This is a genomic window from Thalassospira sp. CA1, from assembly GCF_059052855.1.
In genome coordinates this window covers 72,812-87,603 of sequence record NZ_JBZCIA010000007.1, presented here as the reverse complement: position 1 = coordinate 87,603, position 14,792 = coordinate 72,812, and the positions used below count along the sequence as shown (strand labels likewise).

The 14,792-nt window shown below is 56.8% G+C and carries 12 protein-coding genes; 3 read left to right on the top strand and 9 right to left on the bottom strand.

Annotation, left to right across the window (positions count from 1 at the left end; all coding sequences use genetic code 11):
- Positions 1 to 4: 4 nt before the first annotated feature.
- The 5 genes from AC5Q5A_RS13090 to AC5Q5A_RS13070 form a co-directional block, all read right to left on the bottom strand.
- Positions 5 to 214: a cold-shock protein gene (locus tag AC5Q5A_RS13090; RefSeq protein WP_008892034.1), complete on the bottom strand. Its 210-nt coding sequence runs from the start codon at positions 212 to 214 to the stop codon at positions 5 to 7.
- A gap of 78 nt (positions 215 to 292) precedes the next feature.
- Complete coding sequence (locus AC5Q5A_RS13085; RefSeq protein WP_493895545.1) at positions 293 to 2,110, bottom strand: DEAD/DEAH box helicase; 1,818 nt, start codon at positions 2,108 to 2,110, stop codon at positions 293 to 295.
- Between the two features lie 965 nt (positions 2,111 to 3,075).
- Positions 3,076 to 4,287, bottom strand: coding sequence for a YeeE/YedE family protein (locus tag AC5Q5A_RS13080; protein ID WP_064781933.1), 1,212 nt, complete (start codon positions 4,285 to 4,287; stop codon positions 3,076 to 3,078).
- A gap of 106 nt (positions 4,288 to 4,393) precedes the next feature.
- A complete protein-coding gene (locus AC5Q5A_RS13075) occupies positions 4,394 to 5,317 on the bottom strand; it encodes a sulfurtransferase (RefSeq protein WP_493895544.1) in 924 nt (307 codons plus the stop codon).
- Positions 5,318 to 5,488: 171 nt separating this feature from the next.
- On the bottom strand, positions 5,489 to 6,223 hold the full coding sequence (locus AC5Q5A_RS13070) for a TetR/AcrR family transcriptional regulator (RefSeq protein ID WP_493895543.1): 735 nt from the start codon (positions 6,221 to 6,223) through the stop codon (positions 5,489 to 5,491).
- A gap of 213 nt (positions 6,224 to 6,436) precedes the next feature.
- On the opposite strand from AC5Q5A_RS13070, the gene AC5Q5A_RS13065 reads away from it, so the two are divergent.
- Both AC5Q5A_RS13065 and argE read left to right on the top strand, forming a co-directional pair.
- Complete coding sequence (locus AC5Q5A_RS13065) at positions 6,437 to 7,204, top strand: NAD kinase (protein WP_493895542.1); 768 nt, start codon at positions 6,437 to 6,439, stop codon at positions 7,202 to 7,204.
- A complete protein-coding gene (gene argE, locus AC5Q5A_RS13060) occupies positions 7,201 to 8,379 on the top strand; it encodes an acetylornithine deacetylase (RefSeq protein ID WP_493895541.1) in 1,179 nt (392 codons plus the stop codon). Before AC5Q5A_RS13065 ends, argE begins: the two co-directional genes overlap by 4 nt.
- A gap of 5 nt (positions 8,380 to 8,384) precedes the next feature.
- On the opposite strand, the gene AC5Q5A_RS13055 is transcribed toward argE, so the two are convergent.
- From AC5Q5A_RS13055 to AC5Q5A_RS13040, 4 genes are read right to left on the bottom strand one after another with little or no spacing between them, the layout of a single operon-like run.
- Positions 8,385 to 8,927 (bottom strand): sarcosine oxidase subunit gamma, encoded by a 543-nt coding sequence (locus tag AC5Q5A_RS13055; protein WP_493895540.1) that lies wholly within the window; start codon positions 8,925 to 8,927, stop codon positions 8,385 to 8,387.
- Positions 8,920 to 11,895 (bottom strand): sarcosine oxidase subunit alpha family protein, encoded by a 2,976-nt coding sequence (locus AC5Q5A_RS13050; protein WP_493895539.1) that lies wholly within the window; start codon positions 11,893 to 11,895, stop codon positions 8,920 to 8,922. The genes AC5Q5A_RS13055 and AC5Q5A_RS13050 overlap by 8 nt, the downstream gene beginning before the upstream one ends.
- Positions 11,892 to 12,170, bottom strand: coding sequence for a sarcosine oxidase subunit delta (locus AC5Q5A_RS13045; protein WP_493895538.1), 279 nt, complete (start codon positions 12,168 to 12,170; stop codon positions 11,892 to 11,894). The genes AC5Q5A_RS13050 and AC5Q5A_RS13045 overlap by 4 nt, the downstream gene beginning before the upstream one ends.
- Positions 12,171 to 12,182: 12 nt before the next feature.
- Positions 12,183 to 13,436 (bottom strand): sarcosine oxidase subunit beta family protein, encoded by a 1,254-nt coding sequence (locus tag AC5Q5A_RS13040; protein ID WP_493895537.1) that lies wholly within the window; start codon positions 13,434 to 13,436, stop codon positions 12,183 to 12,185.
- A gap of 151 nt (positions 13,437 to 13,587) precedes the next feature.
- Here AC5Q5A_RS13040 and AC5Q5A_RS13035 point away from each other — a divergent pair, with 151 nt between their 5' ends.
- Entirely contained in the window at positions 13,588 to 14,598 is a 1,011-nt protein-coding gene (locus AC5Q5A_RS13035; protein WP_493895536.1) for a GlxA family transcriptional regulator, read from the top strand.
- Positions 14,599 to 14,792 lie beyond the last annotated feature (194 nt).

Below are 14,792 nucleotides of genomic sequence, written 5' to 3'. Positions count from 1 at the left end.
CGAATTAGGCAGCGGTCAGATCATCTGCCGAAACGCGGCCCGAACGTGAGTCGGTGCGCAGTTCGTAGTTGATTTTGTCGCCTTCCTGCGGGTGGCCCATGCCAGCGCGTTCAACGGCGCTGATGTGCAGGAATACGTCATTTCCGCCTTCGTCCGGCTGAATGAAACCAAAACCTTTAGTTGCGTTGAACCATTTAACGGTACCAGTTGCCATCTTTAGATCTCCTATCGAGTATTGATTGGCGTTTCGACACACCCCGCGTGGGTGCGCCTATAGGGGTTTGAAAAACAATCAGGCGCGTTCACGCCTCGGCTGTTTTCCAGAAGTGTTTTCGCGGCCCGCACCACCCGGCTGCCCGCCGGACTGTGCGCCACGATGATTGCGATTGCGGTTTACACCGCCGCGCTTGCCTTGCGGTCCGGTATTTCGGGCACTATTGCTCCCGTTACCAGTCGCGCGGCGTTCCTCGGCACTGCCCATAAAGGACAAACCGGAAGAAATTGAATTGTCAGCTTTCGCCCCGTCGCGACGATTTCCATTGGAATCAACGCGTTTCGTCGGGCGCTTGCCACCATCATTCTGACGGGGGCCATTTTCAGGGTTTCCGCCACGACCATTGGCAGGTTTCGACTTCAGGCCACCCTTGTAACGGCTTTTGGATTTTTCCAGTGCCGGGTTCGAAGGGGCCTTGTCAGCCGATGCTCTTGAAGCATTGTCTGCGCCATCGCGGCTTTGTGTCGTTTGTTTGCGGGCATCGTCACGATCACGACGCGGCGCAGAAGTGCGCGCATCACTGCGATCCGAACGATCATTGCGGGCATTCCGGCCATTGGCCGGACGACCACCGCGACCATTGCCGCCCGATGCACCACGTCCACCATTTCCGCGCGACTGACCACCACCATTGCCACCACTAGTGCGGCGGCCACGGTTGCTTTCACGCGCTTCGTCGGAAAGTGCTTCCTGCTCGGCTGCGGCCTTTGCATCACGGCGATCAATCACCGGAATGCTCTGGCGGGTGGTTTTTTCGATATCGCGCAGCAGGCCACGTTCTTCTTCATCACAAAACGCAATTGCCGATCCGCTGGCACCACCGCGGGCCGTACGACCGATACGGTGAACATAGCTTTCGGGCACGTTCGGGAGTTCGAAGTTCACAACGTGGGTCACGCTATCGACGTCGATACCGCGCGCGGCGATATCGGTTGCGACAAGCACGTTGATCTGACCATCCTTAAAGGCGTTCAGAGCACGTTCACGCTGGTTCTGGCTTTTGTTGCCATGAATGGCAGCCGCACTGATTTTATTGGCTTCAAGATGGCGCGCGACACGGTCGGCACCGCGCTTGGTCCGGGTAAAGACCAGGGTGCGCTTGAAAGCCGGATTATCAAGAAGCTCTGCCAGCAACTGACGCTTGCGCGTGCGTTCGATCAAATAGACCGACTGCTCGACACGTTCCTGGGTGGTAGCAACCGGGGTTACCGACACCTTGACAGGATCAGACAGCATGTCGCCTGCCAGCTGACCAATCTGGGTCGGCATGGTGGCAGAGAAAAACAGGTTCTGGCGATCACGCGGCAACATCTTGATGATCCGCTTGATCGGCGGCAAGAAGCCAAGATCAAGCATGTGGTCGGCTTCATCAAGCACCACCACTTCAACATGTTTAAGGCTGAGCTTGCCGCTATCAACATGGTCAAGCAAACGACCAGGTGTTGCGACAAGAACCTCGACGCCGGGGGTTATTGCCTTGATCTGCGGACCAGGGGCAACACCACCAACAACGACAGCCGTGCGAACATTGAGAAAGCGGCCATAGGCACGGAAACTTTCGCCAATCTGGGCGGCAAGTTCACGCGTCGGCGCAAGAACAAGTACACGGCATGCCCCTTTGGGCGTGCGGATTTGGGATTTGGAAAGGCGGTCAAGGATCGGCAATGCGAACGCTGCCGTCTTGCCGGTACCGGTCTGCGCGATACCAAGTAGGTCCTTACCGTCTAGAAGAGAGGGAATGGATTGTGCCTGGATCGGGGTCGGCGCGTCGTAGCCTTCTTGGGCAAGCGCGCGAAGGACCGGCTCGGCGAGGCCGAGTTCGGAAAACTGGGTCAAATAAGGGTAACTCGTAAATTGGAGGCTGCAGACAGCTGGGACTTCGCCCGGTGAAAATTAGTAATCAGGTCTGCGCCTTGCAGTTCTGGAAGCACCCGCGTAGCTGGATACTTCAATGCGTTCTTGGGTTAACCACTCGACAGTAGGGGCGTCAATTCCCCTCTACGCTTCTGGAGCGATCAAATAACAGCCACACCATGCGCAGAGTTTTACCCCCTTGTCAAACAGCTTATTTTTGACAGTCCCGCGTTTTACGCACAACGGCATGGCAGAATTGCGCTGCCATGCCGTTGTAATTTCAAATGCATACTGCCTTTCCCGACATCAATATGCCGCACACGGGTTCCCTGCACCGCACGGATTATAGGCTGCACACGGATTGCTGGAGGCACATGGGTTACTTGCCGCTGGCGCGCACGGAGACGCGGCACAGGGCAAGGCTGCACACGGGTTATAAGCGGTACACGGATTTCCTGCCGCACAAGGGTTGGAAGCGTCGCAAGGATTGAATGCGGCGCAGGGATTGGCGCTGCATGGCGAAGCCGCACATGGGTTAGCTGACCGCACACCGCAGGGGTTAAAACCACCGCACGGACTGGAAGGACTGCAAGGGTTGCCTACCGCACATGGGTTGTAGGCTGCGCATGGATTGGCACCACACGGGCTTGCCGCACAAGGATTATAGCCCGCACCACATGGATTCGCACCGCACGGGTTATAGCCAGCCGCACAAGGGTTGGCTGAACACGGGTTTGCTGCACATGGGTTCGCGGCACACGGGTTGGCCCCGCAGGGGTTTGCGGCACAAGGATTGGCAGCGCACGGGTTACTGCCCGCTGCCGGAAGTTTGGCCGGGGCCGGATTGGCAACGGCTGGGATGTTTGCGGTGTGGCTATAGTGATCCAGCGCGACGGCACCGGTTGCCGCAAGGAAGACCGCACCAAACAGGAGTGTGTTTTTCTCGCTCATTTCCGGAAACCATCCATTCCAAAGACAGGACGCAGCGCAATGCCGATCCAGCTGCCAGCAAAGGCCAGCACAAACCACAGCCAACCATGCACACTTCCTGATGCGATCCCGCTAAAGAACGCGCCGATATTGCAGCCAAACGCCAGACGCGCACCATAGCCCATCAAAAGCCCGCCAATGGCGGCCGCGATAAGGGAGGCAACCGGAACGGAAACCTTGGGTGCGAACTTGCCAGCAAGGGCTGCGGCAAACGCCGCCCCGATCACGATGCCGAAATTCATAACCGACGTATTATCCTGCAGGACCGAATTGCCAAGCGCCCGCGCAGGACCAGCCCAGTTCCAGAATTCCCAGGTTTCAACCGGAACACCAATCACCTGCGCGATCTTTGCGCCCCAAAGGCCAAAGCCAAAAGTGATCGACCACGGATGGCCCGCAATCAGAAGCGTCGCAACATTAAGCCCGGCCAAAAGCAGGCCGGTCCAGATCATCGGCCATGGACCATGGATGAAACGCGCCAGACCTTCGCGCGGTGCCGTTGAAACAACTTCCAGCCCGCCATGGGCGCGCTTTTCAACGAATACGGTCAGCAACGCCACCAGCGCCAGACCACCAAACGTCACGGCAAGCCCGCCGCCAATGCCATATTCACGGCCAAGGCTCATCGGCGGCAAGGAGGGCAGCTCAAGCCACATCGGCAAATGAGCCGTGCCGATCACCGCACCAATAATAAAGAAGACAAGCGTGACCAGCATGCGCGCACTGCCGCCACCAACCGTGAACAAGGTGCCAGAACCACAGCCCCCGCCAAGCTGCATGCCAAGCCCAAACAGAAACGCCCCGATCAGCACCGACATGCCGACAGGCGCAACCGCCCCAACGACCGATCCGCCAAACGGATTGCCAAGCGAGAGCAACGGGATAAAGGCCGCCGCCGCAACCCCGATCATCAAAAGCTGCGCACGCAAGGCACGCCCGCGCTTTTCAACCGAAAAGCGGCGCCAACCGCCGGTGAACCCGAAGGACGCATGATAAAGCGCAATGCCCAGCAATCCGCCAAGGCCATAAAGCACGGCCTGTTTAAGATCGACCGCCTGTGAAATCGCAATACCGACAAGGACAAACAGGACGGCGGTGATGGCAGCCGGTCCTTTGTCAAAGGTGAAACCCGGTGTTGCCGGATTTGCTTTTAAGGTCGTTTCAGACATGGTGAGGCTCAATAACCTGAAATCAGATATCTAAATGAAAACGGAACCGGCTGCCCGGTTCCGTCCAGAATGTTCGCGGCTTGGTGGAAGCCGTATGGCGATCCGGTTATTCCGGGATCACCATTTCACGGTTCGGATCCGCCGCCCATTCGGTCATGGAGCCATCATACATCGCCGTGTTCTTGTTGCCCATCACTTCGGAAAGGCCAAACCATGCGACCGATGCCCAGTGACCGGTGTTGCAATAGGTGATTTCCTTGCTGTCCTTGGAAACACCCGCATCTGCGACAAGGTTTTCGATCACGTCAGCGGCAACAAAGGCGCCATCCTGATCGTTGTAAAACTTTGACTGCGGAATGTTTTTCGCCCCCGGAACAGCACCCGGACGGGCGACAACACCGCTTTTTGCTTCGCCTTTGTACTGCGAAATCGGACGGGCATCGACAAGTGCAACACCCTCTGCGCGCGCCTTGGCAACATCATCGGCGGTCGCAACAAGTTCAGGACGGAAATTGGCATTAAAGGCAACGGCCTTTGGCACGACCGGATCGGTTGAGACTTCCTTGCCAGCCGCCAGCCAAGCGCGCTGACCACCATCAAGGATGGTAACCGCGTCATGACCAAGCACCTTGAAGGTCCAGTAAACGCGGGTGGCAGAACCGAAGTCCGAGCTGTTCTGGCCGGCCGGAACGACAACAACCTGTTTGTCATTATCGATGCCAAGTGCACCGATGCGTTTGGAAATCACATCAACCGGCGGCAGCATGCCAACCACATCATTGACCTTGGCCCGCCAGCCAAACTTGCCATAAGGCGCAAAGACCGCACCCGGAATGTGACCAGCTTCATAAGGGTTGCCGTCCTTGGTAAGCGAGCGGATATCAACAACAACCATCGACGGGTTATCAAGATTGTCCGCAACCCAGTTGGCATCAACCAGCGGCTTTTCGGTAAGACGTTCCGCCTGCGCAGCACTGCCCGCAAAGGCAAAAGTGACCGCCGCAACGGCAGAAAGGATAAGGGAACGCATGGGGCTGTCTCCAATGATCAATTCATCATGATTTTGTGCAATATACCTAATTCATCACAAATAAATGTCAATGCAATCAATATTACATTTATTATTTGTATTAACGACTGACGACACAAGAATGTACGTGCCGCGCAATTCAGAAAGAAGGGCTTTAGGGATAAAGCGTGATCAGGGCCGAAGATTATTGAGATAGCGGGCAAATTCGCGCGCAAATGAATCCTGGGTTTCCAGATTGCGCAAGGCAGGCGGGCGGGTCAGGAACCCGTGCAGGGCGGCAATGATGAATTCCGCAACGGCGGAGGGTTCGATATCGGTGCGGACGGTTTTGTCGAACTGGGCCTTGCCAATGCGGGACGCAAGCCCGCGCCGCCAATAGCGATACACACCGTCAATACGCTTGCGCAGGCTTTCATCAAGTTCCCCGGCACCGGATGCCAGACGCGCCAAGGGGCATCCGCCGGCCAGCATTGCCGGTGCATTTTCACTGCCCAATCGATCCACCTGCCCCATCAAGACGGGCAATATATCCTCTGCACCCTCAAGATCATCCAGCCAGACCTCATCAACATAGCCCGGCAAGCATTCCTCGATCACGGCGTTGATCAGCTTGGCCTTGCCGGAAAAGTGGTGATAAAGCGCACCTTTCGTACAGCCGCTTTGTTCAAGGATGTTGCTGATTGACGCCCCGCCGAACCCGGCGCGGCGGATTTCGCCAAACGCAGCGTCCAGAAGCTTCTGACGGGTGGCATCCGGGTTGCGGACCCGTTTGGGGACGAGGGCTGTTTCGGACGCACCATCAAGCTCCATGCTTTCGCCGACTTCCAGCACATCATCATCATGACCTTCATCAGGACGTGAAATGCGGGAAAGGGCGGCAGAGAAGCTGAATGGTTCTTTTGACATCGCGCCGTTCTGTTTTTTTGATTTGAACCGGGGATTGGAACCCGTAACTTTCAGGTTCCACTGTTTTTTTCGTGCCGTCAATCATACTGGTGTTTAGTCAAAACATCTGCATGGGGACGAACATCACGCAGCCCCTTGCAATTCAGTGCAAAGCGTACTCTATTGTTCGGCCATGCCATTTCGGGCGAGCCCCAAACATCCGTTGGATCGAAGATGCAGCTTGATTCCATCGCCTTCGTTGCAGCCGAAACCAAAATCGCACAGGATGCGATGTACCGGCTAAAACACAGATACGGCCACATTGCGCCCGACAAGGCCGACGTGATCGTAGCCCTTGGCGGCGACGGGTTCATGCTGGAAACCCTGCACCGTTATATGGGCCGCAAGGTGCCGATCTATGGCATGAACCGGGGCACGGTCGGATTTCTGATGAATGAATTCCGTGAAATGAATTTGACCGACCGCATCGCAGAGGCCCAGACCGTTGAGCTGCATCCCCTTCAGATGGAAGCCCATACTGTTTCTGGCGAAAGCCTGTGTGCGCTTGCGATTAACGAAGTATCGCTTCTGCGTGAAACCCGTCAGGCGGCAAAACTGCGCATCAAGGTTGATGGCGTGGAACGCCTGGCCGAGCTTGTTTGCGATGGCGCACTTGTATGCACGCCTGCGGGAAGCACGGCTTATAACCTGTCGGCACATGGCCCGATCCTGCCGATGGGAAGCGGATTGCTGGCACTGACCCCGATCAGCCCGTTTCGCCCGCGTCGCTGGCGTGGTGCGCTTTTGCCGCACGGGGCCGAAGTCGTGTTTCAGATCGAAAACCCGGAAAAACGCCCGGTATCTGCCGTGGCCGACTATACCGAGGTCCGTGACGTATCCCATGTGAAGATCCGCGAAGACCGCAGCATGAAGATCAAGCTGCTGTTTGATCCGGAACACAATCTTGAAGAACGTATCCTCAAGGAACAATTCGTCGAATGACCACCGCCGCACTTGCCCCGTCAGAAAATACCATTGAATGGTGCCGCAAACTGATCCGTCACCAATCCGTCAGCATGACGCCCAATCTGGCGCTGATTAACGAGGTAAAGGCGTTCCTTGACGGTTTGGGCTATGACACGCTGGTTGTGCGCGACCCGACGGATACCAAGGCCAATCTTTATGCCACCATCGGCCCGGACGTTGCGGGTGGTGTGATCCTGTCAGGTCACAGTGACGTGGTCCCGACCGAGGGCCAGAACTGGGCATCCGATCCCTACGAGATTGATATCCGCGACGACAAGCTTTACGGCCGCGGATCGTGTGACATGAAGGGTTTTCTCGCCTGCCTTCTGGCCAAGGCGGAAACCTTCAAGAACGCCAACCTTCGAGTACCGATCCATCTGGCCTTCACCTATGACGAGGAAGTCGGCTGTCTGGGTGTGCCCAGTTTGGTTGAGGCGATCAATAACCTGCCGCACAAACCGGCCATGTGCATCGTTGGCGAACCGACCGAGATGAAGGTCATCACCCAGCACAAGGGCAAGTTTTCGGCGCGCGCGCATTTCACCGGCCGTTCGGGGCATTCGTCTTTGCCGCGCGAAGGGGTCAATGCGGTTGAATTTGCCGCCGAATTGGTGGTGTTCCTGCGCAAGCTTGGCCACGAATGCCGCGAAAACGGCCCGCATGATGACGAGTTTGAACCAAACCACACCACCTTCCATACCGGTGTGATCAAGGGCGGTACGCAGCTCAACATCATTCCGCAGAATTGCTTTGTCGATTTCGAATTCCGCAATCTGCCCAACGATGACCGCGAAGCGCTTAAAGCCAAGATTTACGATTACATCGAAAATACCCTTCAGCCCGAAATGCGCGAGATTTACGACGATGTCGGTATCGAGGTTGAAGTGATTTCCGATATGCCGGGCCTTGCCACCGGCGATGACGAGGAAGTCACCAAACTTGTCATGGCGCTCACGGGTGCCAACACCACCGGCAAGGTCAGCTTCGGCACAGAGGCCGGCGCATTTTCGGCCCTTGGCGATATCCCGACCGTGGTCTGTGGCCCGGGCAGTATCGAACAGGCCCACAAGCCCGACGAATTCATCGAGCTTGATCAGTTGGGCCGTTGCGAAGTGTTCCTCGACAAGCTTCTGGCTGTATTGGCCAAGTAACCGGCTTAGCGGAACTCGGCCGCCATATGGTGCAATTCGTCCCAGAGGCTGCCAGCAAAGCTGCGCAAAACAATCAGCTCGAAACTGTCATCTTCAATCCGGGTGATCATTGCGCCGATATGCCCGATCTGGGTCATGGCCGACCTACCAATTGCAAACATCTCTGGCGATAGATCGACCATGGTGCCCTTGGCCAACACGATCCGCGATGAAGCGCCGGAAAGCACCATGCGTAATCGCCCATGCGTCTGATCGGCCAGTGCAAATTGGCTGGGGAGCCCCGCCTGAATTTCTACCAGCCGGTCAGAAGAAACATCAGCATCCCCCACCCAGAACCACTGATTTGGCGCGGATTTGCGTAAATCAGTGCCAAGCTCCGGGGCAATCGTTTTGATTGCCTTGCTTAAGGCAACTTCATCGCTTTTGGCATCCCCCAGCACATGGATGACAAAGCCACCTGTCACCGGCGCGAGATTGATCGATGCACCAGCGCCCGTCGCGACGTTGGGCAGAAATGCGCTACGGTTTTCGAGTGGATAATCACGCATGGAGTTTCTCATTTTCCGGATCGACAAAGGCAGGATTGCACAGGATGCCGGTGACAGTCGTTCCGGCCAAACCATTCCAGATGACCACTTCCTCACCAACGCGCTCGGGGCCGTTTTTCACCAGCGCCAAACCAATCGCATGGCCCAATGTTGGTGAATGACACATCGAGGTGACATACCCCTGATCATTGGCAAGACTGACATCATCACCGGGATTAAGGATATGCGATCCGGTGGCGAACTTGTCAGATGCTGATTTCGGTTTGATCCCGACCAGTGCCGGGCGCGATGGATCCATCAGCCCTTCACGCAGGTTCATCACCCGGCCAATGAAATCATCCTTCTTGGCGGACACCATCTTGCCCATGCCAAGATCGGCTGGTGTGACCGTACCGTTGATTTCCGCGTGGGTGACATGGCCCTTTTCAATCCGCATGACGCCAAGTGCCTCTGTGCCATATGGCGTGATACCGAATTCTTCGCCCGCCAACATAACGGCATCAGCAACGCTTTCGCCATATCCGGCCGGCACTGCTATCTCGTAGGCCAACTCGCCCGAGAACGAAATTCTGAACAACCGCCCCTTAAGCCGCCCGCCAAACATCGAGACTTCGCGCGCCGCCAAAAACGGAAACGCCTCGTTCGAAATATCGTCATCAATGATCTTGGACAGAACATCACGGGACTTCGGCCCGGCAATCGCCATCTGCGCCCATTGATCGGTTGCCGATGCCAAACGCACATCCAACTCCGGCCACAACACCTGCGCACAGAATTCCAGATGGGTCAAAACCCCGGCGGCAAGCGCGGTTGTCGTCGTCATAAAATAATGATTTTCGCCCAGACAACTTGTCGTGCCGTCATCATACACAAAGCCATCCTCGCGCAGCATGATGCCATAGCGCGCCTTGCCCACGGGCAGCTTCAGAAACGCATTGCAGTAAACCCGGTTCAGGAACTCTGCCGCATCCGCGCCAAAAATCTCGATCTTGCCAAGGGTCGACACATCACAGATGCCGACCTTGCTCCGCACCGTGTTGACTTCACGATCCACGCTGTCACGCCAGAAGGTTTCCCCATCCTTCGGAAACCAGCTTGACCGATACCAAAGGCCGGTTTCGACAAACTTCGCACCATTGCGTTCGGCCCAGCCATGCAGCGGGGATTTACGCACCGGCTGAAATTCAAAGCCCTTTGATGCCCCCACCAGCGCCCCAAATGACACGGGCGTATAAAACGGGCGGAAGGTTGTCGTCCCGATGTCGCCCGGCGAAACACCCTTGTTCTCGGCCAAGATGCCAATCGCGTTTACATTCGATGTCTTGCCCTGATCGGTCGCCATGCCATTGGTGGTATAGCGTTTGGCAAGTTCGACATGATCATACCCTTCGCGCATGGCAAGGGTGATGTCAGACGCCGCAACATCATTCTGATAATCAACAAAGGCCTTGCCCCTGCTTGATGCCACCATCCAGACCGGCTGAACGGGGTCGGCTTTTTCGTCACCTTGCGTAACACCCGGAAGAGATGCCGCAACACCCGAAAGGCCAAGCTTCGCCAAGGCATCCACCGCCGCCGCACCACCGGCGGCGAAGCAGGCGGCAATACCCGATTTCCCGGCGACCGCCCCGCAGGGCGTCATGCCATCGGTATTTTCCGGCGGCATGAACCCGACATGGTCATCTGACCAGACGGGCTTGCCCCCGCGATGACAGGCCAGATGGACAATCGGGCTATAGCCCCCCGATACCGCAAGCGCATCGACCGCCATCACCTCGTCACGGCCATCATTGTGCTGGACGGTGATGGATTTGACCGCCTTGCGGCCAGCCGTATCACGCACCATCGCACCGGCAATCAGGCGCGCCTTGCCATCATAATCAACATCCGGGCTGACGCGCGGATCAATGATCGCCGTGACCTCAACCCCGCGTGCCTCCAAATCAATCGCCGTCTGATAAGCCTGATTGTTATTGGCAAACAGCGCCACCCGTTTGCCCGGCGCAACGCCATATGCATTAAGGTAGGTCCGCATGGCGCCCGCCATCATCACGCCCGGACGATCATTGCCGCCAAAGACAATCGGCCGTTCTTCCGCCCCGGTCGCCAGAACGACCTGCTTGGCGACAATCCGCCACAGCCGTTCCATGGCGCGATGGGGATTGATTTCATGGTCGGGCAGATGTTTTTGCACGCGCTCAACCGCGCCAAACACCTGATCATCATAGGCGGCAAAAACCGTGGTCCGCTTTTTGATCTCGACATTGGGAAGGGCGTGCAATTCACCAACAAGATCACCAAGCACCGCATCGGCGGGCTTGCCGCCAATCGGGCTGCCCTCGGCGATCAAACCGCCACCAAGCTGCGCGCCTTCATCGGCAATAATCACCCGCGCACCGGCCCGACCAGCCGTCAGGGCTGCGGCCAAACCAGCCGGCCCCGCCCCGATCACCAAAACATCACAATGCGCCCAGCATTTTTCGTAATAGCCCGGATCGGGATCATAGCTTGCCCGGCCAAGCCCCGCGGCCTTGCGGATCAGCGGCTCATAGACCTTTTCCCAAAAGGCCGCTGGCCACATGAATGTCTTGTAATAGAACCCGGCCCCCAAAAGCGGCCCCAGCAACCCGTTCATCGCCCCGATATCAAAATTGACATTCGGCCAGCAGTTCTGCGACCTGGCTTCAAGCCCGTCAAACAGCTCCGCCATGGTCGCACGGGTATTGGGATCACGCCGCCCGTCCCGCCCGATGGTCAAAAGCGCGTTGGGTTCCGCCGCACCGGCGGTCAGGATGCCGCGCGGACGGTGATATTTGAAACTGCGCCCGACCAGTTGCCTGCCATTGGCCAACAGGCCTGATGCAACCGTATCGCCACCAAAGCCAGTGAGTGCCTCGCCATTGAACGTAAAGCGGCGCACATCATTGCGATCAATCAGTGTCCCGCCATCAATCCGGAAACTGGTCATACCCCGGCCTCCGTTTTAAGCGTACTGGCATCAACCACCTCGGTGGTTTCATGGGTCACGGTATTGCGGCTTAGAACCAGCCACCGACGACAGCCGCCGGAATGATGCCAGTATTCGCGATGTTCGCCGCGTGGATTATCGCGCAGGTAAACATGATCAAACCAAACGGCTTCATCGGCACCGGCATCCGGGCGCGGGGTGGCAACTTCGCCACGGATTGTAAATTCCTCCCGCGGGCGCAAACCACAATGCGGACATTTGACAAGACTACTCATTTCCAAATTTCCTCAATGCAGGTTGGCCTGGGCGCCAACGCCCTTTTCATCCAGAAGATACCCGCGCGCAAAACGGTCCATGCGAAACGCGGTTGCGGTTTCATGCGGCGCATCGGTTGCCAGTAAATGGGCAAAGCAATATCCCGACGCCGGGGTCGCCTTGAACCCGCCATAACACCAGCCGCCATTGAAATAGAGGTTGGATAAATGCGTGCGATCCATGATCGGCGATCCATCCATACTCATATCCATGATCCCGCCCCAACTGCGCAGGATACGCACCCGCGACAGTGCAGGGATCATCGCCATACCCGCCTCGGCCACATGTTCCACGCACGCAAGGTTCCCGCGCTGGGCGTAGGAATTATACCCTTCGATATCCCCGCCAAACACCAGACCGCCCTTATCGGACTGCGACACATAAAAATGCCCCGCGCCAAAGGTGACCACCGTATCGATAAACGGTTTCAACCCTTCGGACACAAAGGCCTGAAGCGCGTGGCTTTCAATCGGCAGGCGCATATCGACCATGTTCGCGACATGGCTTGAACTGCCCGCCACCGCCATCGCCAGCTTGTTGCATTTGATAGCACCCCGTGTGGTTTGAACGCCGGTGATCTGATCCCCATCGCGGTCAATGCCGGTCACTTCGCAATTCTGGATGATATCAACACCGTTTTGATCGGCCCCGCGCGCAAAGCCCCACGCCACCGCGTCATGGCGCACCGTGCCGCCGCGCGCCTGCATCAACCCGCCCATGATCGGGAACCGGGCATTCTCATAATCAAGAAACGGCAGCTTTTCGCGCAACTGGTCACGGTTCAAAAGCTCCGCATCCACCCCGTGCAGGCGCATGGCATTACCACGCCGCGTATAGGCATCGCGCTGGGCATCGGAATGGAACAGATTGATCACACCGCGCTGGGATACCATGGCGTTGAAATTGAAATCCTGCTCAAGGCCTTCCCACAGCTTCATCGAAAATTCGTAGAACGGGTTATTGCCTTCCAGCAGGTAATTGGATCGAATGATCGTCGTATTTCGCCCGATATTGCCCGATCCAAGATACCCCTTTTCAAGCACGGCAACATTGCGCACGCCAAACACCTTTGACAGGTAATAGGCCGTTGCCAATCCATGCCCGCCACCACCGATGATGATCACATCATAATGCGGTTTCGGGTCCGGATTGCGCCAGGCCGGCTTCCAGTTCTTGTTCTTGGAAAACGCATTGCCAAGCAATGACAGGGCTGAATAACGCATCATCGATCTTTCGCTGTTGCCCGCATCGGTTATGTGCGGTCAGGACCAATCAATCTTGACAGAGACGGCAATTGCAGCTTGTCTATTAAAGACATCCAATAACACAAATGCGACATCGCGATAATATTGTCGCCCAACGCAGGATACCGGCGTCATGCGCTCAGCCCCCCAAAACAGAACCACACGCACCGCGCGCACCGGACAGCTTGATGCCAAACCGGTCCCGGCGACCCAGAATATCGGTTTCATGTTGCTGCCTGATTTTGCGTTGATGTCCTATGCCTCGGCGATTGAGCCACTGCGCGCCGCCAACCTTCTGGCCGGGCAGCCGATCTACAAGGTTCTGAATTATTCCGCAGCAGGCCGGAATGTGACATCCTCGTCCGGGACCATGGTGCCGACCACCCCGCTGTCGCAGGCACCCACCAGCCTTCATACCCTGTTTGTCTGTGCCGGGGGTCATCCATCGCAATGGCAGGCACCGGGCATGCTGGGGGATTTGCGCAAGCTGGCGCGCTGGGGTGTGCGCATGGGCGGTATATCCAGTGGGGCTTATGTTCTGGCCGCCGCCGGGCTTCTGGGGCAGCGTCAATTCACCATTCACTGGGAACATGCCCCTGCCCTGATCGAAGCCTTTCCGGATCTGGAACCCCAACGCGCACGGTTTGTCATTGACGGGGATCGCATCACCTGCGGCGGCGGGGTGGCACCGCTTGACATGATGCATGCCATGATCGCCGAAAACCTTGGCGCGGATTTCGCAACCCGGGTGTCGGACTGGTACCTGCATACGCAAGTCGGACAATCGGGCGGACCACAGCGGGCATCGCTTGCCGAACGCTATAACGTCCATCATGCCGGATTGCTTCGGGTTCTGGAAAAGATGGAAACCACCATCGAAGATCCGAAAACCCGCGACGAAATGGCGCGCTTTGCCAGACTTTCAACACGGCAGCTTGATCGCCTGTTTGATCAGCATCTTGGCACGTCGTTTCTTGAAACCTATCGCCAGGTCCGGCTTGAACATGCCCGCAAGCTTTTGACGCAAAGTGCCCTGACCATTTCCGAGATCGCCTTTGCCACCGGCTTTTCCAACAGCAGCCATTTTTCACGCAGCTACAAAGACGCTTACGGCGTGAAGCCAAGCGAGGCGCGCGGTCTCTGACCCGAACCCTCTCCACATAGAAAACCCAACCCAAAGATGCATTTCCCACCCCGGGAAATAGACGGAATCGGCACGACTCCGGCGATCTGCATATTTGATATGCATTGAATTTTAGCGTCTATTTTTTGTTCAAATTTTCTCTTGATCGATTCTATATTTTTTTAGATCATTGATTTTCCTGTAATTTTTGCGAC